The sequence below is a fragment of the Pedobacter sp. R-06 genome, from assembly GCF_049913135.1.
Lineage (GTDB): Bacteria > Bacteroidota > Bacteroidia > Sphingobacteriales > Sphingobacteriaceae > Pedobacter.
In genome coordinates this window covers 4229086-4251746 of record NZ_CP183977.1, presented here as the reverse complement: position 1 = coordinate 4251746, position 22661 = coordinate 4229086, and the positions used below count along the sequence as shown (strand labels likewise).

Below are 22661 nucleotides of genomic sequence, written 5' to 3'. Positions count from 1 at the left end.
AAATAAGGGGACAGGAAGAAAAAGAAGACAAATAAAATAAAATTTATTTTATTTGGAAGTTAGAAAAAGATCCTTACCTTTGCACTCCCAACCGAAAGGAAAGGGAAAAACCGGAACGGCGGATGCCGGAAAGGTAACAGAAAAAAGATTGAGATAAACAGAAACACAGGAGGGACGAACAAGACTTTCCGTAACTGAAGTTTAACGATATATAACGATCGGCCGTGAGGTTTACCAGATCGATAAGTTCTTAAAAGAGATGTCAATGTAGCGTAGCGAGGTAATGGAGTACCGATCAAAGTACATGATTACATAGCTTTATTTTAAAGGTGGTGTCTAACAGACAACATAACAAAAAAAGAAGACTATTTTTAACAATAGTTAAAACTGGTCAGCATCTTACAACACATTTTACAATGGAGAGTTTGATCCTGGCTCAGGATGAACGCTAGCGGCAGGCCTAATACATGCAAGTCGAACGATATCATCCAGCTTGCTGGATGAGAAAGTGGCGCACGGGTGCGTAACGCGTATGCAACCTACCTTCATCTGGGGGATAGCCCGGAGAAATCCGGATTAATACCGCATAAAATCACAGCACTGCATAGTGCAATGATCAAACATTTATGGGACGGAGATGGGCATGCGTGTCATTAGCTAGTTGGCGGGGTAACGGCCCACCAAGGCGACGATGACTAGGGGATCTGAGAGGATGGCCCCCCACACTGGTACTGAGACACGGACCAGACTCCTACGGGAGGCAGCAGTAAGGAATATTGGTCAATGGAGGCAACTCTGAACCAGCCATGCCGCGTGCAGGAAGACTGCCCTATGGGTTGTAAACTGCTTTTATCCGGGAATAAACCTATCTACGTGTAGATAGCTGAATGTACCGGAAGAATAAGGATCGGCTAACTCCGTGCCAGCAGCCGCGGTAATACGGAGGATCCAAGCGTTATCCGGATTTATTGGGTTTAAAGGGTGCGTAGGCGGCCTGTTAAGTCAGGGGTGAAAGACGGTAGCTCAACTATCGCAGTGCCCTTGATACTGATGGGCTTGAATGGACTAGAGGTAGGCGGAATGAGACAAGTAGCGGTGAAATGCATAGATATGTCTCAGAACACCGATTGCGAAGGCAGCTTACTATGGTCTTATTGACGCTGAGGCACGAAAGCGTGGGGATCAAACAGGATTAGATACCCTGGTAGTCCACGCCCTAAACGATGAACACTCGCTGTTGGCGATACACAGTCAGCGGCTAAGCGAAAGCGTTAAGTGTTCCACCTGGGGAGTACGCTCGCAAGAGTGAAACTCAAAGGAATTGACGGGGGCCCGCACAAGCGGAGGAGCATGTGGTTTAATTCGATGATACGCGAGGAACCTTACCCGGGCTTGAAAGTTAGTGAATCATTTAGAGATAAATGAGTGAGCAATCACACGAAACTAGGTGCTGCATGGCTGTCGTCAGCTCGTGCCGTGAGGTGTTGGGTTAAGTCCCGCAACGAGCGCAACCCCTATGTTTAGTTGCCAGCATGTAATGATGGGGACTCTAAACAGACTGCCTGTGCAAACAGAGAGGAAGGAGGGGACGACGTCAAGTCATCATGGCCCTTACGTCCGGGGCTACACACGTGCTACAATGGATGGTACAGAGGGCAGCTAGCCGGCAACGGTATGCGAATCTCACAAAGCCATTCACAGTTCGGATTGGGGTCTGCAACTCGACCCCATGAAGTTGGATTCGCTAGTAATCGCGTATCAGCAATGACGCGGTGAATACGTTCCCGGGCCTTGTACACACCGCCCGTCAAGCCATGGAAGTTGGGGGTACCTAAAGTATGTAACCGCAAGGAGCGTCCTAGGGTAAAACCGATAACTGGGGCTAAGTCGTAACAAGGTAGCCGTACCGGAAGGTGCGGCTGGAATACCTCCTTTCTGGAGTAGACTCACCTACTCGCCACGCAACATGATATTTCGAATAAGGTAAAAGGTGAAAGACCAAAGCTGAAATGCAGACAGTCCTGATGCCGGTTACTTTAAAAGACACAAGAGAAAAAAGAAACACCCAGAAGAAACGGTGTGCAATAGCCTAATGGCAACAGCATAACGGAGATCAGCTGAGGTTAGCAAAGGAAAGCGGTAGCGGTAAGATACTATATACTGCATACAGATGCTGCCGAAAAGCAAAGTCCCGTAGCTCAGCCTGGTTAGAGCACTACACTGATAATGTAGGGGTCTCCAGTTCAAATCTGGACGGGACTACACATTGAAGATCCTTTTGGGGGATTAGCTCAGCTGGCTAGAGCGCCTGCCTTGCACGCAGGAGGTCAACGGTTCGACTCCGTTATTCTCCACTTTTGAGCATAAAGCTTAAAGACCAAAGCTGAAAGCTTTCAAAAAACACGGCATTACAGAGATTACCGGGATCGGTGATATACATTGACATAAAGATTAAGAAGAAACGCCACGGGGCACAGATGTAACTAAGAAAACATCTGAAACGGTTCGAGACCGCAGTTTTTTACTAACTAGGATAAGCTAAAGGCTTAGGCCGGGGACAATGAAACCCCCAGCCTTTATACCCTCTACCTTAACCTTGGTAAAGTTCTTTGACATATTGGAAGAAGTTAAAAAAGAAGAGCAAACAACAATAGGCGACTGTTGTGTTTGTGCTCGCTTGAAGGAAGAGCAATCGACCAACAGGTATGAGACATCATGACAAGAGCAAAAAAAGCATACCATACGGCGCAAAAGGCGTATGAGTAGAAGAAAGTAATAAAGAGTACACGGGGGATGCCTTGGCTCTCAGAGGCGATGAAGGACGTGATAAGCTGCGATAAGCTTCGGGTATTTGCAAATAGGAACTGATCCGAAGATTTCCGAATGGGGCAACCCGGCTAGTTGAAGACTAGTCACATATAATGAGCAAACCTGCCGAACTGAAACATCTAAGTAAGCAGAGGAAGAGAAAATAACAATGATTTCCTAAGTAGTGGCGAGCGAAAGGGAAAGAGCCCAAACCTACCTTGTTACGGCAAAGTGGGGGTTGTAGGACTGCAACATGGCATCAGCAAACAGAAGTGGAATGGGATGGGAAGCCCAGCGATACACGGTGATAGCCCGGTACACGTATAGAATGCTGGCCTAGCAGTATCCTGAGTACCGCGAGGTCGGAGACGCCTTGTGGGAATCTGCCGGCACCATCCGGTAAGGCTAAATACTCCTGAGAGACCGATAGTGAACCAGTACCGTGAGGGAAAGGTGAAAAGAACCCCGAACAGGGGAGTGAAATAGAACCTGAAACCGTGTACTTACAAGCGGTCGGAGCATCCAAGTGGTGTGACGGCGTGCCTTTTGCATAATGAGCCTACGAGTTACTCCTCTCTGGCAAGGTTAAGTGCTTCAGGCACGGATCCGAAGCGAAAGCGAGTCTGAACAGGGCGTATAGTCAGAGGGGGTAGACGCGAAACCTTGTGATCTACCCATGGACAGGTTGAAGGTGCGGTAACACGTACTGGAGGACCGAACCGATAAACGTTGAAAAGTTTCCGGATGATCTGTGGGTAGGGGTGAAAGGCTAATCAAACTGGGAAATAGCTCGTACTCCCCGAAATGTTTTTAGGAACAGCGTGGACATTAAGTTTCATAGAGGTAGAGCTACTGATTGGGTGCGGGGGAGTCAAATCCTACCAAATCCAGACAAACTCCGAATGCTATGAAATATGGTCTGCAGTGAGGCGCGGGGTGCTAAGGTCACGCGCCGAGAGGGAAAGAACCCAGACCATCAGCTAAGGTCCCCAAGTTACAGTTAAGTTGAACTAACGAGGTCCGATTGCACAGACAGCTAGGATGTTGGCTTGGAAGCAGCCATTCATTTAAAGAGTGCGTAACAGCTCACTAGTCGAGCGATCGGGCATGGATAATAAACGGGCATTAAACTGTACACCGAAGCTATGGGATTGAAATATATCGGTAGGGGAGCATTCTAGCGGCAGCGAAGGTATCTGGTAATGGGTGCTGGAGCTTCTAGAAAAGCAAATGTAGGCATAAGTAACGATAAGGCGGGAGAGAAACCCGCCCACCGAAAGGATAAGGTTTCCTGATCAACGCTAATCGGATCAGGGTCAGTCGGGACCTAAGGAGAACCCGAAGGGGAAATTCGATGGACAACTGGTTAATATTCCAGTACTTTTTATAACTGCGATGTGGGGACGGAGTAGTGACACTGCCGCGATCTGACGGAATAGATCGTTAAAGACAGTAGGTATTAGAACGGTAGGCAAATCCGCCGATCTAGCTGAAAGTCGATAGTACCGCAAGCCTTCGGGTAAGCGGATAGCGCAGGTAATCAGACTTCCAAGAAAAACCGCTAAGCTTCAGGTTATAAAAACCCGTACCGCAAACCGACACAGGTATCCGGGAAGAGGATTCTAAGGTGCTCGAGTGAATCATGGCTAAGGAACTCGGCAAAATGGCCCTGTAACTTCGGGAGAAGGGGCGCTGGCAGCAATGTCAGCCGCAGTGAAAAGGCCCAGGCGACTGTTTAACAAAAACACATGGCTTTGCAAAATCGAAAGATGAGGTATAAGGCCTGACACCTGCCCGGTGCTGGAAGGTTAAGAGGGGATGTCATCCGCAAGGAGAAGCATTGAATCGAAGCCCCAGTAAACGGCGGCCGTAACTATAACGGTCCTAAGGTAGCGAAATTCCTTGTCGGGTAAGTTCCGACCTGCACGAATGGTGTAACGATCTGGGCGCTGTCTCAGCCATGAGCTCGGTGAAATTGTGGTCCCGGTGAAGACGCCGGGTACCCGCAACGGGACGGAAAGACCCCATGCACCTTCACTACAATTTAACATTGACATTGGATACAGGATGTGTAGGATAGGTGGGAGGCTTTGAAGCGGCGTCGCTAGGCGTCGTGGAGCCAACGTTGAAATACCACCCTTTCTGTATTCGGTGTCTAATCCCCTCATGGGGGAGACATTGTTTGATGGGTAGTTTGACTGGGGTGGTCGCCTCCAAAAAGGTAACGGAGGCTTTCAAAGGTAAGCTCAGTACGCTTGGTAACCGTACGCGGAGTGCAATAGCATAAGCTTGCTTGACTGTGAGACAGACAAGTCGATCAGGGTCGAAAGACGGATATAGTGATCCGGTGGTTCTGCATGGAAGGGCCATCGCTCAAAGGATAAAAGGTACGCTGGGGATAACAGGCTGATCTCCCCCAAGAGCTCATATCGACGGGGAGGTTTGGCACCTCGATGTCGGCTCGTCACATCCTGGGGCTGGAGAAGGTCCCAAGGGTTCGGCTGTTCGCCGATTAAAGTGGCACGCGAGCTGGGTTCAGAACGTCGCGAGACAGTTCGGTCCCTATCTGTTGTGGGCGTAGGAATTTTGAGTGGGGCTGACCTTAGTACGAGAGGACCGGGTTGGACCAGCCTCTAGTGAATCTGTTGTTCCGCCAGGGGCATTGCAGAGTAGCTACGCTGGGAATAGATAAGCGCTGAAAGCATCTAAGTGCGAAACTAGCCACGAGATGAGAATTCCATATAGGACCGTAGCAGACTACTACGTTGATAGGCTACAGATGTAAAGCTGGCGACAGCACAGTCGAGTAGTACTAATCATCCGAAGCTTTCAAAGCAAACAGACTGTTGTTTGTTCTTCATAATAACTTCTTTCAATAATATGTCATTTAAGCTCGAGATAGCTTATCTAAAGAAATTCAGGTGCCTATATCGGTGGTGTCCACCTCTTCCCATTCCGAACAGAGAAGTTAAGCCCACCAGAGCCGATGGTACTGCGGTAACACGTGGGAGAGTAGGTCGGTGCCAGATCTTAAAAAGAAACCCTTTAACAGCAATGTTGAAGGGTTTTCTTCGTTTATAGCCTTTCTGTTTCTATGCCTTTCATTTTTCCACCATTAAGAAGTGAAGAAAAGTTAAGGGCCCGTTCCCGTAGATTGCGCTGATCCCCGCTGAGTTTACAATACTGGCCCATGTTCAATAGCCCTGATGGCAGCGTAAATCCTTTTTGGGTAAAGGTATATTGTTGATCAACTCGGATATCCAAAAAGATTGCAGCGGACAGCAGGACCGAACCCAGCCTATATGTCACTGCCATTGCGTTCCGAAAAAAAGCATTATTCGATAGCTATCTTATAAAAAAGTTAAGCCTTCGGTAGATACTTAGATTTGTTACGTTCTTTAATGGTATCGTTGAGGACAATATAAATAATTCATCCTTACGAAGCACCTTAGGAATTTTACAATGATAGATATTATAAAATAGATGTGCTATTTCTTGAGTATTATAGCTTAAGATTTAAATATGATTGTTCGAATCTGGAAAGGATTTAATATTTTGCGGCATAATTGATTTAGATATGGCTTCAGGTTTTTTTGCGATTTTGGATGATATAGGTGCTTTAATGGACGATGTAGCAGTAACAGCTAAGGTAGCGGCCAAGAAGACTGCGGGTATCCTGGGAGATGATTTAGCGGTGAATGCAGAAAAATCTACTGGTTTCCTTTCCTCGAGAGAATTGCCGGTACTATGGGCAATTACCAAGGGATCATTTGTGAACAAACTTATTATTGTTCCCATTGCACTGTTGCTCAATTTCTTTTTCCCGATCGCGATCAAAGTGATCTTGGTGCTGGGCGGGTTATATTTGGCATATGAGGGAGTAGAAAAGGTTGTTGAATATTTCTTGCATCGATCCAAACCTTCACATGTGGAAGCAAAAGAAGTTATACAGGAGGATGAGCTAGCAGAAAAAGCGAAGATCAAATCTGCTATTATTACCGATTTTATTTTATCAATAGAAATCGTAATTATTGCTTTGGGAAGTGTACTCGAAGAAAAACTATTGATACAAATTATGACCGTGTCAGCTGTAGCTATACTGGCTACGGTCGGTGTTTATGGTATCGTAGCCATTATTGTAAGGATGGATGATGCTGGATATCGTTTAATGAAGGCTTCAGGTGAAAAAGGAATACTTTCATCCATCGGAAAACTACTGGTTCATTCCTTGCCGGTTATAATAAAAATATTAAGTGTTGTAGGAACGGTAGCGCTGATCTTGGTTTCAGGTGGGATTTTTGCACACAATGTTGGCTTTCTACATCATGTTCTTTATACTTTACCTTCAATTCTTAGAGAATTTGTTTTTGGATTAGCCGTCGGATTAGCCTCTGTGTTTGTTGTAATTGCGGGTAAAAAGCTGTTAGCTATTGTCAAAAAGTAAAGAATTGCCAGTATTTTATTCGCGGGTATTAATTTTGTTTGTCGTTTTTTTAGCAAAGCAGTTTTGGTGCTACGATATAGGTCTGTTCCCGCTATCCGCTTTATCCCGATGAAAAATCGGGATGCCCGCTGCTATCGGGTTTAGGTGGCAGGGTCTTCCGAAGTTTTAAGGGCTGTGTGCAAGCGAAACTTTGGAAGTTTAATGCGTTTATCCAGCAGATCCGTCATCCTGAACTTGTTTCAGGATCTTTTTATTAAACCGGATTTTGAACGTTATTAAAACCTGCAATATTTACAGGACAATGTTAAACAGCTATTCTTCCAAAAAGTTTTGTCCTTAACAACATTTTTTCCTGTTGAAAACCATGGAGTTATCTCAAGCCTTCGGTTAATCTGTTAAAAATCTTTGCAATAGTGTTAATTTTTTCTACTTTTGCATCCCGCTTCGGAGGAAGGGTTTTGTTGAAAGGACGGCACAGGGATAAGGAGAGCGGTATTTATTTTAAAATAAATATTGCGGATGAAGAAAAGATTGCTACCTTTGCAGCCCGGTTCGGAAGGACGGAAAGCTGATCAACATCAGCATATTGAAAAGCAAACAAGGAAGAAAAGAAGATGAAAAAATAAAATTTATTTTATTTGTGATTTCAGAAAAGATCCTTACCTTTGCACTCCCAACCGAAAGGAAAGGGAAAAACCGGAACGGCGGATGCCGGAAAGGTAACAGAAAAAAGATTGAGATAAACAGAAACACAGGAGGGACGAACAAGACTTTCCGTAACTGAAGTTTAACGATATATAACGATCGGCCGTGAGGTTTACCAGATCGATAAGTTCTTAAAAGAGATGTCAATGTAGCGTAGCGAGGTAATGGAGTACCGATCAAAGTACATGATTACATAGCTTTATTTTAAAGGTGGTGTCTAACAGACAACATAACAAAAAAAGAAGACTATTTTTAACAATAGTTAAAACTGGTCAGCATCTTACAACACATTTTACAATGGAGAGTTTGATCCTGGCTCAGGATGAACGCTAGCGGCAGGCCTAATACATGCAAGTCGAACGATATCATCCAGCTTGCTGGATGAGAAAGTGGCGCACGGGTGCGTAACGCGTATGCAACCTACCTTCATCTGGGGGATAGCCCGGAGAAATCCGGATTAATACCGCATAAAATCACAGCACTGCATAGTGCAATGATCAAACATTTATGGGACGGAGATGGGCATGCGTGTCATTAGCTAGTTGGCGGGGTAACGGCCCACCAAGGCGACGATGACTAGGGGATCTGAGAGGATGGCCCCCCACACTGGTACTGAGACACGGACCAGACTCCTACGGGAGGCAGCAGTAAGGAATATTGGTCAATGGAGGCAACTCTGAACCAGCCATGCCGCGTGCAGGAAGACTGCCCTATGGGTTGTAAACTGCTTTTATCCGGGAATAAACCTATCTACGTGTAGATAGCTGAATGTACCGGAAGAATAAGGATCGGCTAACTCCGTGCCAGCAGCCGCGGTAATACGGAGGATCCAAGCGTTATCCGGATTTATTGGGTTTAAAGGGTGCGTAGGCGGCCTGTTAAGTCAGGGGTGAAAGACGGTAGCTCAACTATCGCAGTGCCCTTGATACTGATGGGCTTGAATGGACTAGAGGTAGGCGGAATGAGACAAGTAGCGGTGAAATGCATAGATATGTCTCAGAACACCGATTGCGAAGGCAGCTTACTATGGTCTTATTGACGCTGAGGCACGAAAGCGTGGGGATCAAACAGGATTAGATACCCTGGTAGTCCACGCCCTAAACGATGAACACTCGCTGTTGGCGATACACAGTCAGCGGCTAAGCGAAAGCGTTAAGTGTTCCACCTGGGGAGTACGCTCGCAAGAGTGAAACTCAAAGGAATTGACGGGGGCCCGCACAAGCGGAGGAGCATGTGGTTTAATTCGATGATACGCGAGGAACCTTACCCGGGCTTGAAAGTTAGTGAATCATTTAGAGATAAATGAGTGAGCAATCACACGAAACTAGGTGCTGCATGGCTGTCGTCAGCTCGTGCCGTGAGGTGTTGGGTTAAGTCCCGCAACGAGCGCAACCCCTATGTTTAGTTGCCAGCATGTAATGATGGGGACTCTAAACAGACTGCCTGTGCAAACAGAGAGGAAGGAGGGGACGACGTCAAGTCATCATGGCCCTTACGTCCGGGGCTACACACGTGCTACAATGGATGGTACAGAGGGCAGCTAGCCGGCAACGGTATGCGAATCTCACAAAGCCATTCACAGTTCGGATTGGGGTCTGCAACTCGACCCCATGAAGTTGGATTCGCTAGTAATCGCGTATCAGCAATGACGCGGTGAATACGTTCCCGGGCCTTGTACACACCGCCCGTCAAGCCATGGAAGTTGGGGGTACCTAAAGTATGTAACCGCAAGGAGCGTCCTAGGGTAAAACCGATAACTGGGGCTAAGTCGTAACAAGGTAGCCGTACCGGAAGGTGCGGCTGGAATACCTCCTTTCTGGAGTAGACTCACCTACTCGCCACGCAACATGATATTTCGAATAAGGTAAAAGGTGAAAGACCAAAGCTGAAATGCAGACAGTCCTGATGCCGGTTACTTTAAAAGACACAAGAGAAAAAAGAAACACCCAGAAGAAACGGTGTGCAATAGCCTAATGGCAACAGCATAACGGAGATCAGCTGAGGTTAGCAAAGGAAAGCGGTAGCGGTAAGATACTATATACTGCATACAGATGCTGCCGAAAAGCAAAGTCCCGTAGCTCAGCCTGGTTAGAGCACTACACTGATAATGTAGGGGTCTCCAGTTCAAATCTGGACGGGACTACACATTGAAGATCCTTTTGGGGGATTAGCTCAGCTGGCTAGAGCGCCTGCCTTGCACGCAGGAGGTCAACGGTTCGACTCCGTTATTCTCCACTTTTGAGCATAAAGCTTAAAGACCAAAGCTGAAAGCTTTCAAAAAACACGGCATTACAGAGATTACCGGGATCGGTGATATACATTGACATAAAGATTAAGAAGAAACGCCACGGGGCACAGATGTAACTAAGAAAACATCTGAAACGGTTCGAGACCGCAGTTTTTTACTAACTAGGATAAGCTAAAGGCTTAGGCCGGGGACAATGAAACCCCCAGCCTTTATACCCTCTACCTTAACCTTGGTAAAGTTCTTTGACATATTGGAAGAAGTTAAAAAAGAAGAGCAAACAACAATAGGCGACTGTTGTGTTTGTGCTCGCTTGAAGGAAGAGCAATCGACCAACAGGTATGAGACATCATGACAAGAGCAAAAAAAGCATACCATACGGCGCAAAAGGCGTATGAGTAGAAGAAAGTAATAAAGAGTACACGGGGGATGCCTTGGCTCTCAGAGGCGATGAAGGACGTGATAAGCTGCGATAAGCTTCGGGTATTTGCAAATAGGAACTGATCCGAAGATTTCCGAATGGGGCAACCCGGCTAGTTGAAGACTAGTCACATATAATGAGCAAACCTGCCGAACTGAAACATCTAAGTAAGCAGAGGAAGAGAAAATAACAATGATTTCCTAAGTAGTGGCGAGCGAAAGGGAAAGAGCCCAAACCTACCTTGTTACGGCAAAGTGGGGGTTGTAGGACTGCAACATGGCATCAGCAAACAGAAGTGGAATGGGATGGGAAGCCCAGCGATACACGGTGATAGCCCGGTACACGTATAGAATGCTGGCCTAGCAGTATCCTGAGTACCGCGAGGTCGGAGACGCCTTGTGGGAATCTGCCGGCACCATCCGGTAAGGCTAAATACTCCTGAGAGACCGATAGTGAACCAGTACCGTGAGGGAAAGGTGAAAAGAACCCCGAACAGGGGAGTGAAATAGAACCTGAAACCGTGTACTTACAAGCGGTCGGAGCATCCAAGTGGTGTGACGGCGTGCCTTTTGCATAATGAGCCTACGAGTTACTCCTCTCTGGCAAGGTTAAGTGCTTCAGGCACGGATCCGAAGCGAAAGCGAGTCTGAACAGGGCGTATAGTCAGAGGGGGTAGACGCGAAACCTTGTGATCTACCCATGGACAGGTTGAAGGTGCGGTAACACGTACTGGAGGACCGAACCGATAAACGTTGAAAAGTTTCCGGATGATCTGTGGGTAGGGGTGAAAGGCTAATCAAACTGGGAAATAGCTCGTACTCCCCGAAATGTTTTTAGGAACAGCGTGGACATTAAGTTTCATAGAGGTAGAGCTACTGATTGGGTGCGGGGGAGTCAAATCCTACCAAATCCAGACAAACTCCGAATGCTATGAAATATGGTCTGCAGTGAGGCGCGGGGTGCTAAGGTCACGCGCCGAGAGGGAAAGAACCCAGACCATCAGCTAAGGTCCCCAAGTTACAGTTAAGTTGAACTAACGAGGTCCGATTGCACAGACAGCTAGGATGTTGGCTTGGAAGCAGCCATTCATTTAAAGAGTGCGTAACAGCTCACTAGTCGAGCGATCGGGCATGGATAATAAACGGGCATTAAACTGTACACCGAAGCTATGGGATTGAAATATATCGGTAGGGGAGCATTCTAGCGGCAGCGAAGGTATCTGGTAATGGGTGCTGGAGCTTCTAGAAAAGCAAATGTAGGCATAAGTAACGATAAGGCGGGAGAGAAACCCGCCCACCGAAAGGATAAGGTTTCCTGATCAACGCTAATCGGATCAGGGTCAGTCGGGACCTAAGGAGAACCCGAAGGGGAAATTCGATGGACAACTGGTTAATATTCCAGTACTTTTTATAACTGCGATGTGGGGACGGAGTAGTGACACTGCCGCGATCTGACGGAATAGATCGTTAAAGACAGTAGGTATTAGAACGGTAGGCAAATCCGCCGATCTAGCTGAAAGTCGATAGTACCGCAAGCCTTCGGGTAAGCGGATAGCGCAGGTAATCAGACTTCCAAGAAAAACCGCTAAGCTTCAGGTTATAAAAACCCGTACCGCAAACCGACACAGGTATCCGGGAAGAGGATTCTAAGGTGCTCGAGTGAATCATGGCTAAGGAACTCGGCAAAATGGCCCTGTAACTTCGGGAGAAGGGGCGCTGGCAGCAATGTCAGCCGCAGTGAAAAGGCCCAGGCGACTGTTTAACAAAAACACATGGCTTTGCAAAATCGAAAGATGAGGTATAAGGCCTGACACCTGCCCGGTGCTGGAAGGTTAAGAGGGGATGTCATCCGCAAGGAGAAGCATTGAATCGAAGCCCCAGTAAACGGCGGCCGTAACTATAACGGTCCTAAGGTAGCGAAATTCCTTGTCGGGTAAGTTCCGACCTGCACGAATGGTGTAACGATCTGGGCGCTGTCTCAGCCATGAGCTCGGTGAAATTGTGGTCCCGGTGAAGACGCCGGGTACCCGCAACGGGACGGAAAGACCCCATGCACCTTCACTACAATTTAACATTGACATTGGATACAGGATGTGTAGGATAGGTGGGAGGCTTTGAAGCGGCGTCGCTAGGCGTCGTGGAGCCAACGTTGAAATACCACCCTTTCTGTATTCGGTGTCTAATCCCCTCATGGGGGAGACATTGTTTGATGGGTAGTTTGACTGGGGTGGTCGCCTCCAAAAAGGTAACGGAGGCTTTCAAAGGTAAGCTCAGTACGCTTGGTAACCGTACGCGGAGTGCAATAGCATAAGCTTGCTTGACTGTGAGACAGACAAGTCGATCAGGGTCGAAAGACGGATATAGTGATCCGGTGGTTCTGCATGGAAGGGCCATCGCTCAAAGGATAAAAGGTACGCTGGGGATAACAGGCTGATCTCCCCCAAGAGCTCATATCGACGGGGAGGTTTGGCACCTCGATGTCGGCTCGTCACATCCTGGGGCTGGAGAAGGTCCCAAGGGTTCGGCTGTTCGCCGATTAAAGTGGCACGCGAGCTGGGTTCAGAACGTCGCGAGACAGTTCGGTCCCTATCTGTTGTGGGCGTAGGAATTTTGAGTGGGGCTGACCTTAGTACGAGAGGACCGGGTTGGACCAGCCTCTAGTGAATCTGTTGTTCCGCCAGGGGCATTGCAGAGTAGCTACGCTGGGAATAGATAAGCGCTGAAAGCATCTAAGTGCGAAACTAGCCACGAGATGAGAATTCCATATAGGACCGTAGCAGACTACTACGTTGATAGGCTACAGATGTAAAGGTGGTGACACCACAGTCGAGTAGTACTAATCATCCGAAGCTTTCAAAGCAAACAGACTGTTGTTTGTTCTTCATAATAACTTCTTTCAATACTGTTTAAGGTTTAAGGCGAAAGGCAGATAGGCATAAGGGTGAACCTTATACCCTACAACCCTCCACCTTCTACCTCAATAAAATATTCAGGTGCCTATATCGGTGGTGTCCACCTCTTCCCATTCCGAACAGAGAAGTTAAGCCCACCAGAGCCGATGGTACTGCGGTAACACGTGGGAGAGTAGGTCGGTGCCAGATCTTAAAAGAAACCCTTTAACAGCAATGTTGAAGGGTTTTCTTGGTTTACGGCCATTCTGTTCTGTACAGCTCATTTTTTCCAACATTAATGTATGGAGATTAAGGAATTGTTTAAGCTTGTCTATTCTTAATGTCCTTAATTCCTTAGTGATAAATAGGGCATACAATGATTTTTTAACCATTAAGGAGTTAAGAAAAGTTAAGGGCCTGTTCCCGCAGATTACGCTGATCCCCGCTTGAGTTTACAATACTGGCCCATGTTCAATAGCCCTGATGGCAGCGTAAATCCTTTTTGGGTAAAGGTATATTGTTGATCAACTCGGATATCCAAAAAGATTGCAGCGGACAGCAGGACCGAACCCAGCCTATATGTCACTGCCATTGCGCTCCTAATAATAAACCCATGAGTAAGCGATATATATTATTCCATAAACGCTTTGTGTATAATAAATAAAACCATTTGTGCCAATGTTGATAATTTCAGCTACATTTAAAACTGATTTCGTGCTAAATATGTTAATATGATAAGGTTTGCCACAATATTTGGTTATCTTTGTTTTTAACAAAAATATAAGTATAAGTAATGAGTTTTTTTGCAGATAAAAGAAGGGAAGTAATGTTGCATATTGAAAAATATATGCTGGAGTCGATGGGAACTTATTTGAAACCAATCGATACCAACTGGCAACCTTCTGATTTTTTACCAGATTCTACTAGTGAAACATTTTATCAAGATGTGAGAATTTTGAGGGATAACGCAAAAGATCTTTCTTACGATTTAGTAGCCGTTTTAATTGGCGATACCATTACTGAAGAAGCTTTACCAACATACGAATCGTGGTTGGCCATGGTTGATGGACATAGCAGGGACGAGGAAGGTGGCTGGATGAAATGGGTTCGTCATTGGACTGCAGAAGAAAACCGTCATGGTGACTTGTTAAATAAATATTTATACTTATCAGGTCGTGTTGATATGCGCCAAATGGAAATCTCAACACAATATCTTATCGCTGATGGTTTCGATATTGGTACCGGGCATGATCCATATCGTAACTTTATCTATACATCTTTTCAAGAATTGGCTACCAATGTATCGCACAGAAGGGTAGCTTCTTTGGCTAAAAAAGACGGTGATACCTTATTGTCTAGAATGTGTGGTGTAATTGCATCAGACGAGGCCAGACATGCAAAAGCATATAAAGATTTCATGAACCGTATTTTTGAAGTGGATCCTAACGAAGCAATGTTGGCTTTTGAAGATATGATGCGCAAGAAAATTGTAATGCCCGCGCATTTCTTACGTGAGGTAGGTTTAAAAATTGGCCAAACTTTTGGTCACTTTACAGATGCCGCACAACGTTTAGGTGTTTATACTGCGGTTGATTATGTTGAAATTATGCAGCAGTTAATTGAAGACTGGAAGATTGAAGGTATGCGCGATTTAAATGAAGCTGGTGAAAAAGCCCGCGATTATATTATGGCTTTACCTTCGCGTTTATTACGTGTTGCCGAAAGAATGAAAAACCCAACTATTGATTATAAATTTAGCTGGATTGCTGGTTAAATATTTGAATCTTAATTAAAATTATATGAGCCCTTATCAATTTGATAAGGGCTTTTTTATTACATGTTTCTTCTGTATTGGCCGCCAACTTCGTAAAGTGCCTTGCTGATCTGGCCTAATGAACATATCTTACAAACCTCCATGAGCTGTTCGAAGATGTTGTTGCCGGCAATAGCCGATTTTTGAAGTTGTTTTAAGAAATCTGGTGCACGGTCTGCATTACGGTCCTGAAATTTTTGCAATGCCGAAATCTGATATTGTTTTTCTTCTTCTGTAGCGCGGATCACTTCTCCGGGAACAATGGTAGGAGAACCATTTTTATTTAAAAATGTGTTTACGCCAACAATCGGATATTCGCCTGTATGTTTAAGCGTTTCGTAATACAGACTTTCTTCCTGGATTTTTCCACGCTGGTACATCGTTTCCATCGCACCTAAAACACCACCACGATCGTTGATGCGTTTGAATTCTGCAAGAACAGCATCTTCTACCAGATCAGTTAATTCTTCGATGATGAAAGCTCCTTGTAAAGGATTTTCATTCTTAGCAAGTCCTAATTCTCTGTTGATAATCAATTGGATAGCCATGGCTCTGCGAACCGACTCTTCTGTAGGCGTCGTAATGGCTTCATCGTAAGCATTGGTATGTAGCGAATTACAGTTGTCGTAAATGGCATAAAGGGCCTGTAAAGTAGTGCGGATATCATTAAAGTCGATTTCCTGGGCATGTAACGAACGGCCGGAAGTTTGTATGTGGTATTTAAGCTTCTGTGAGCGATCATTTCCCTTGTATTTGTTTTTGATGGCTTTAGCCCATATCCTTCTGGCTACGCGACCGATAACGGCGTATTCCGGATCAATTCCATTGGAGAAGAAGAAAGAAAGGTTAGGGGCAAAATCATCGATGTGCATGCCTCTGCTCAAATAATATTCAACAAAGGTAAATCCATTACTTAGTGTAAATGCAAGTTGCGAGATGGGATTAGCACCCGCTTCTGCAATATGATAACCCGAAATGGATACCGAGTAGAAATTCCTCACTTTTTCATCGATGAAATATTTCTGGATATCGCCCATCATCCTTAAGGCAAATTCGGTAGAGAAAATACAGGTATTTTGTGCCTGATCTTCCTTTAAAATATCGGCCTGAACGGTTCCTCTAACCGAACTGATCGCTTTAGCTCTTATGTTAGCATAAATATCGGCAGGTAAAACCTGATCTCCGGTAAGCCCCAAGAGCATTAAACCCAAGCCATTATTTCCTTCTGGTAAAGCACCATTATAGGTTGGTCGCGGTATATTTTTTGCTTTATAGATTGAATCAATTTTGGCCTGGACTTCTTCTGTTAAATCATTTTCGATAATATACTTTTCGCATTGCTGATCGATTGCAGCATTCATGAAAAAGCCCAGTAACATCGGCGCTGGCCCATTAATGGTCATGGATACCGAAGTAGACGGGGCACAAAGATCAAAACCCGAATACAATTTTTTAGCATCATCTAAAGTGGCAATGCTTACACCAGAATTTCCGATTTTTCCATAAATATCCGGTCTGATATGTGGATCTTCGCCATAAAGGGTAACAGAATCAAAAGCGGTAGATAAGCGGTGCGCGGGCTGACCTAAAGAAACATAGTGAAAACGCTTATTCGTTCTTTCCGGGCCACCTTCTCCGGCAAACATCCGTGTAGGATCTTCTCCTTCTCTTTTTAGTGGGAATACACCTGCAGCATAAGGAAACTCACCTGGAAGGTTTTCGGTTAGCAACCATCTTAAAATATCGCCCCAATCTTCATATCTTGGCAAAGATACTTTTGGGATATTTAGTTTCGAAAGTGATTCGTAAAATAAGGGTTGTTTGATCTCTTTATCGCGGACTTTATAAATAAAAAATTCCTCTTTATAAGCCCTTTTGGTATCAGGCCACTGGCGCAATAAACGTTTGCATTCTCCATCTAGTTGTTCTTCGAAGAAAGTGTAGGTTGCATTTAAGTTTGTTAATATCACCTCCTGTGGACACCCTTCTATGACAGGGGAATTATTATCACTTAGTAAATCAATTACACCTTTCAATTGGTACATTTTTCTAGCTATAGTTGCCTGTTTATCTACCCATTCGTTGTAGGTTTGGCTTGCTTCGGCAATTTCTGCCAAATAGCGGATGCGATCGGGGGGGATGATGTAAATCTTCTCTGATTGATCAGCCGTTAATTCCATTTTGGCCTTAAAATCTGTTCCGGTTTTTAACTTGATCTGTTCCATTAAGGCCACAAATAGGTTGTTCATACCCGGATCGTTAAATTGCGAAGCCATGGTGCCATAAACAGGAATTTCATCATCCTTGGCATCGAAAATATTGTGGTTGCGCTTGTATTGCTTGCGTACATCGCGCAAGGCATCTAAAGCACCTCTTTTATCAAATTTGTTAATGGCTACCAGATCAGCAAAATCCAACATGTCGATTTTCTCCAATTGTGTAGCTGCACCAAATTCAGGGGTCATTACATATAGGGAAACATCGCAGTGTTCGGTAATTTCGGTATCAGATTGGCCAATTCCAGAGGTTTCTACAATGATTAAATCATAACCTGCAGCTTTACAGATATCAATACTTTCCTGAACGTTTTTAGATAACGCAAGGTTGGCCTGCCGGGTGGCCAAAGAACGCATGTAAACCCTTGGGTTATTGATGGCATTCATCCGGATACGATCGCCCAATAAAGCACCACCTGTTTTTCTTTTGGAAGGATCGACAGAGATAATCGCTAGGGTTTTATCTTTCACTTCTACGAGGAAACGGCGTACAAGCTCATCTACCAGTGATGATTTTCCAGCTCCGCCTGTTCCGGTGATGCCTAAAATAGGAGCAGTATTGTTTTTGGATAGTTTTTTTAATTCATCTACAAATTTTTGTGCACCTTCGGGATCATTTTCTGCAACGGTAATGGCCCCGGCAATGGCTTTAATATCTTTTGTAGGAATGGTTTCGAGCTCGTTAGTAATACTGGCTTTGGTGATGAAATCGGTTTGGATCAGCATATCATTGATCATGCCCTGCAAACCCATCTTACGGCCATCATCTGGAGAGTAGATTTTAGAAATTCCGTAAGCCTGGAGTTCTTCTATCTCTGAAGGTAAGATTACGCCGCCGCCACCAGCAAATATTTTAATGTGACCTGATCCCCTTTCTTGCAAGAGATCGTACATGTATTTAAAGTATTCAATGTGCCCGCCTTGATAGGAAGTCATTGCAATGCCCTGAACATCTTCCTGAATGGCACAGTTTACCACTTCATCAACCGACCTGTTATGGCCAAGATGAATAACTTCAGCACCTGAAGACTGGAGAATACGGCGCATGATGTTAATAGTTGCATCATGTCCGTCGAAAAGGGAAGCAGCGGTTACAAAACGGATTTTATTTTTGGGCTTATAGATTTCTACTTGTTGCATACGATAGGATTTAAAGGATCAGTGTGCTCAAAAAGCCAATCCTTGTCCAAATATATTTGGTATGCAAATGTACTAAAATAAGCAGTTTAAATAGCGAATACCCTATACCGTTATGGCTTTTGGTTCAGCTATAAATCCTGCCCGAATTGCAGTAAATAGCCGTTATTGTCGTAAATGGCAAATTCTCTCATACCATAGTCGAAATCTTCGAGCGGGTAACAGATTTTACAGCGATCTTTTAAACTTTCCCAAAGTGTAGCCACCTCGTTTGTATTGATGTAAAGTGAACCGCTCATGATTGATTTAGGGATATTGCGATGCGCATTAGGGGAACAGAACATGATTTCTATCTCGTCTTTGCAGAGGGTTAACCAGCTGAGGTCGTCAAGTTTTACATCACAGGTAAAGTTTAAAACTTCTGTATAAAACTTTAATGTGGCTGGCATATCATGCGACTCGAGCATGGGGGTAAGTTTGGTAGCGGTATATGTTGACATGATCTAAAATAAGAAAAATGGCTAATTTTTTTACCACGTAGGATATTTTACGAGGTCGTCATTTCTAGCGGACCCGATGTCTATCGGGTGCAACGTAGTCGAGAACCACGTAGTGCTCAGCGAAGCTAAATCTATTGAGGCGGATCTCTCCATTACACTGCGTTCCAGTCGAGATGACGATTTGAGTAAAAACAAAAAAAAACTACGCTGGTGAGCGTAGTTTTTAAATTATTTATTTGTGATCTCTGTGATCGGTTCTCCAACATTACCATTCGGCATCTGAATATGGAGCAGTGCAGCCAGCGTTGGTGCAATATCGGTCATGTAATGTGTTTTATTAGAGGCGCCAGCTTTGATTCCCCAGCCCATAAAAACCAATGGAATGTGCGAATCGTATGGGTTCCAGTTTCCATGCGTGGTGCCTGTGCTGCTACCGTTAAACCAGTTTGGTTGTAAAACATAATAGATGTCGCCGCTTCTACGGGCATTGTATCCATTTGTAATCATTTTTTTCTGAATTTCCTGAAGTGTGCTTTGTGATATTTTAGCAATATCAACTGCATTTTGGAAACCGTCTAATCTTTTTAAGAATTCTACAGATGCCGATTTAATTACATCAAAACTTACATCACCTTTATCGGTTTTATCATGATCGAAAATGATCTGGTTGTTCTGAGATCTTAAAACCACATTGTTTACTTTAAATTTATCATTTAAGTAAGCATTTAATTTGTTTGCGATATCACGGTCACTTACTACGCCCGAAGGTAATTTGTTCTCTTGCATAAAGCCTGGTACATGAGCAGCACCATGATCGGCAGTTAAAAATACAGTATAGTTTCCTTTACCTACTTTTTTATCCAGGTAGTTGAAAAACTCTTCGAAATCTTTATCCAAACGCAAATAGGTATCTTCTGCTTCTACTGAGTTCGGACCATAAGCGTGACCAACATAATCAGTAGATGAGCAGCTTACGGCTAAGAAATCGGTGATATTATCTTGACCTAAATCTTCAGAAAGGATCGCTAATTTGGCAAGATCTAAGGTGATGGTATTGCCATAAGGCGTACTTCTGATTGCATCGAAATTTTTATCAATATTTTGAGTAAGCTGATGAGGGAATGTGCTCGATTTACCTTCATATGCTTTCTCATCTGCTGTGCTATTAACATAGGTATTCATTGGATACAATGTTTCCCAGTTTTTTGCGTAGAACTTGTTTGCTAATTTCAATTTATTGTAATCGGCAATCCAGGCTGGTACTTGTTTCATGTAATAGGTACTGGTAATCCAGTTTCCCGTGCTACCTTGATACCAATATGCTGCATTTGCTGCGTGGCCTGCCGGAAGGATCGAACCTCTATCTTTTAATGAAATACCAATTACTTTACCTCTAAAATTCGTAGCTAACCTCAGTTCATCGGTAATGGTAGTAGTTAGCATATTTTTTGGCGACATATTTCCTTCAGAAGAAGGGGTACTCCCGACAGTAGATACAGAAGAATCCTCTGTACAATACACATTCTTTTTGGTTTCAGGATCGTACCAATCATTACCGATAATACCATGAACAGCCGGAACTGAACCTGTGTAGATGCAAGTATGACCACAAGCGGTATATGTAGGAGTATAAGGAATAAATGTATTTTCTACAGAAAAACCTTCGTTGATTAATCTTTTAAAGCCACCATTGGTATAGCGGTTATAGTAGCGATATAAGTAATCCCAACGCATTTGATCAACCACTAAGCCAACCACCAATTTCGGGCGTGCCACCTCGGCAGGGAATGCTTTAGGTTGTGTTGTGGAAGGTTTTTTAGTCTGGGCTGAGGTGAGTGCGATCGAAAAAATAGAAATGGAAAAGATTAGACAGGATATTTTCTTCATTGTGTTTTAGTTAAAGGGCTAAAGTAATAAATTTAGGTAAAGCTACTTTGAAGTTTGTGTAAAGATTTTATATCGCTTCTGCTACTACAAATGTACTTCCACCAATAAAAACCAGATCTTTTTGATCGGCAGATTGTATGGCCTTTTCTTTTGCTTCGGCTACTGATGCAAAACTGTTACCATTTAGATTAAATGTTGCCGCCTGTTCTTTAAGTTCATCTGCTGCTAAACCGCGTTCTAAATCTGGCTTGCAGAAATAATATGTCGCATTTTTCGGCATCATGGATAAAACTTTCGAAATATCTTTGTCTTTAACCATGCCAAAAACAATATGTAGGTTTTGATAAGGGGTTTGTGTGATGTTTTTAATCACCTCGGCAATGCCAGCTTCATTATGGCCGGTATCGCAGATCACCAATGGATTTCTGCTCAATGTTTGCCAACGCCCCTGTAAACCTGTTTGTTTTTTAACCAGATTTAGCCCTTTATAGATACTTGACTGATCGGTTTTAATTTCCGTTTTCTCGTTAAGTACAGCCAGGGTTTCTAAAACCGTTAAAATATTTTTGTGCTGATAAATGCCGGTAAGATCGCTTCGAAGATTTTTGTATTTGATTTCCCCTTTCTGATAAACAGATAGGGAAAGTTTATTGTTCCTGATCTTAAAATCCTGAGCGGTTAATACGGCATCAGCAAAAACAATTGGCGCACCTATTTCTTTTGCCTTACTGATAAAAACCGGAGCAGATTCTGCTTGTGTTTCGCCAATAACGACTGGGATATTCTTTTTAATGATACCTGCTTTTTCGCCAGCAATTTCTGCAATTGTATTGCCTAGCATATTCATGTGATCGAGGCTGATATTAGTGATGACCGAAATTTGCGGGGTAATAATGTTGGTCGAATCTAACCTTCCGCCTAAACCTACTTCAATTACGGCCACATCAACCTCCTGTTTGGCAAAATGATCAAATGCCATGGCAACGGTTACCTCGAAAAAGGAAGGCTCGGTTTTTTCGATCAATTTTTGTTGACCTTTTACGAACGATACAACTTCAGTTTTACTCATCATTTTTCCGTTAATGCGGATGCGCTCGCGGAAATCTTTCAAATGAGGAGAGGTGTACAATCCAGTTTTATATCCTTGCGATTGCAGTACCGAAGCCAGCATGTGCGAGGTAGAGCCCTTTCCGTTCGTACCCGCCACATGGATACTTTTAAATTTATCCTGTGGATTGCCCAGGGCTTCGCAAAGGATGATCGTATTGGTTAAATCTTTTTTGAAAGCAGATGCGCCAACGCGGGTAAACATCGGGAGTTTACTGTATAAAAAAACAAGCGTTTGTTGGTAGTTCATAATATGCGTCAAATATAAGTTGACTTAAGTTATTATGAAATGAAATGAGAAAGATTTCTTCCGAAGTTTTGCTGGCTTGTGTTGGGGAAACTTCGGAAGTCTTTAATTTATTTTAATGGCCTTTGAGACACAGATCATGGTAGATGTGCAGTCAGATGTTACCATCTGACTGGTAACA

6 protein-coding genes, 4 tRNA genes and 6 rRNA genes are annotated in these 22661 nt (G+C 44.2%); 12 read left to right on the top strand and 4 right to left on the bottom strand.

The genetic code is table 11. The features are described 5' to 3' along the window. The first annotated feature begins 413 nt into the window (after positions 1-413). The 12 genes from ACN9MR_RS16925 (at position 414) to ACN9MR_RS16870 (ending at position 15287) form a co-directional block, all read left to right on the top strand. A 16S ribosomal RNA gene (locus ACN9MR_RS16925) occupies positions 414-1935 on the top strand. 252 nt (positions 1936-2187) lie between these two features. Next, positions 2188-2262: transfer RNA gene (locus ACN9MR_RS16920), tRNA-Ile, on the top strand. Positions 2263-2280: 18 nt separating this feature from the next. Further along, positions 2281-2354: transfer RNA gene (locus tag ACN9MR_RS16915), tRNA-Ala, on the top strand. A 412-nt stretch (positions 2355-2766) separates the two neighbouring features. Further along, positions 2767-5643: ribosomal RNA gene (locus ACN9MR_RS16910) — 23S ribosomal RNA — on the top strand. 82 nt (positions 5644-5725) lie between these two features. Then, positions 5726-5837, top strand: a 5S ribosomal RNA gene (gene rrf / locus ACN9MR_RS16905). Together the 16S, 23S and 5S rRNA genes with 2 tRNA genes alongside form the textbook arrangement of a ribosomal RNA operon. Positions 5838-6385: 548 nt before the next feature. Beyond that, positions 6386-7252, top strand: a complete 867-nt coding sequence (locus tag ACN9MR_RS16900) for a DUF808 domain-containing protein (protein WP_426325339.1) — start codon at positions 6386-6388, stop codon at positions 7250-7252. Between the two features lie 999 nt (positions 7253-8251). After that, a 16S ribosomal RNA gene (locus ACN9MR_RS16895) occupies positions 8252-9773 on the top strand. Between the two features lie 252 nt (positions 9774-10025). Then, positions 10026-10100 (top strand) — tRNA-Ile (locus ACN9MR_RS16890). 18 nt (positions 10101-10118) lie between these two features. Further along, positions 10119-10192: transfer RNA gene (locus ACN9MR_RS16885), tRNA-Ala, on the top strand. 412 nt (positions 10193-10604) lie between these two features. Continuing rightward, a 23S ribosomal RNA gene (locus tag ACN9MR_RS16880) occupies positions 10605-13481 on the top strand. A 130-nt stretch (positions 13482-13611) separates the two neighbouring features. After that, a 5S ribosomal RNA gene (gene rrf / locus ACN9MR_RS16875) occupies positions 13612-13723 on the top strand. Positions 13724-14306: 583 nt separating this feature from the next. Further along, positions 14307-15287 (top strand): acyl-ACP desaturase, encoded by a 981-nt coding sequence (locus ACN9MR_RS16870; RefSeq protein WP_426325337.1) that lies wholly within the window; start codon positions 14307-14309, stop codon positions 15285-15287. Positions 15288-15346: 59 nt separating this feature from the next. Here the strand turns inward: ACN9MR_RS16870 and ACN9MR_RS16865 are convergent, their stop codons facing one another. The 4 genes from ACN9MR_RS16865 to ACN9MR_RS16850 all read right to left on the bottom strand — a co-directional run bounded on the left by ACN9MR_RS16865 (position 15347) and on the right by ACN9MR_RS16850 (position 22483). After that, positions 15347-18742, bottom strand: a complete 3396-nt coding sequence (locus ACN9MR_RS16865) for a methylmalonyl-CoA mutase family protein (protein WP_426325335.1) — start codon at positions 18740-18742, stop codon at positions 15347-15349. Between the two features lie 128 nt (positions 18743-18870). After that, on the bottom strand, positions 18871-19239 hold the full coding sequence (locus ACN9MR_RS16860) for a VOC family protein (RefSeq protein ID WP_426325333.1): 369 nt from the start codon (positions 19237-19239) through the stop codon (positions 18871-18873). A 228-nt stretch (positions 19240-19467) separates the two neighbouring features. Beyond that, a complete protein-coding gene (pafA, locus tag ACN9MR_RS16855) occupies positions 19468-21126 on the bottom strand; it encodes an alkaline phosphatase PafA (RefSeq protein WP_426325331.1) in 1659 nt (552 codons plus the stop codon). Between the two features lie 67 nt (positions 21127-21193). Further along, entirely contained in the window at positions 21194-22483 is a 1290-nt protein-coding gene (locus ACN9MR_RS16850; protein ID WP_426325329.1) for a bifunctional folylpolyglutamate synthase/dihydrofolate synthase, read from the bottom strand. Between the last annotated feature and the right edge of the window lie 178 nt (positions 22484-22661).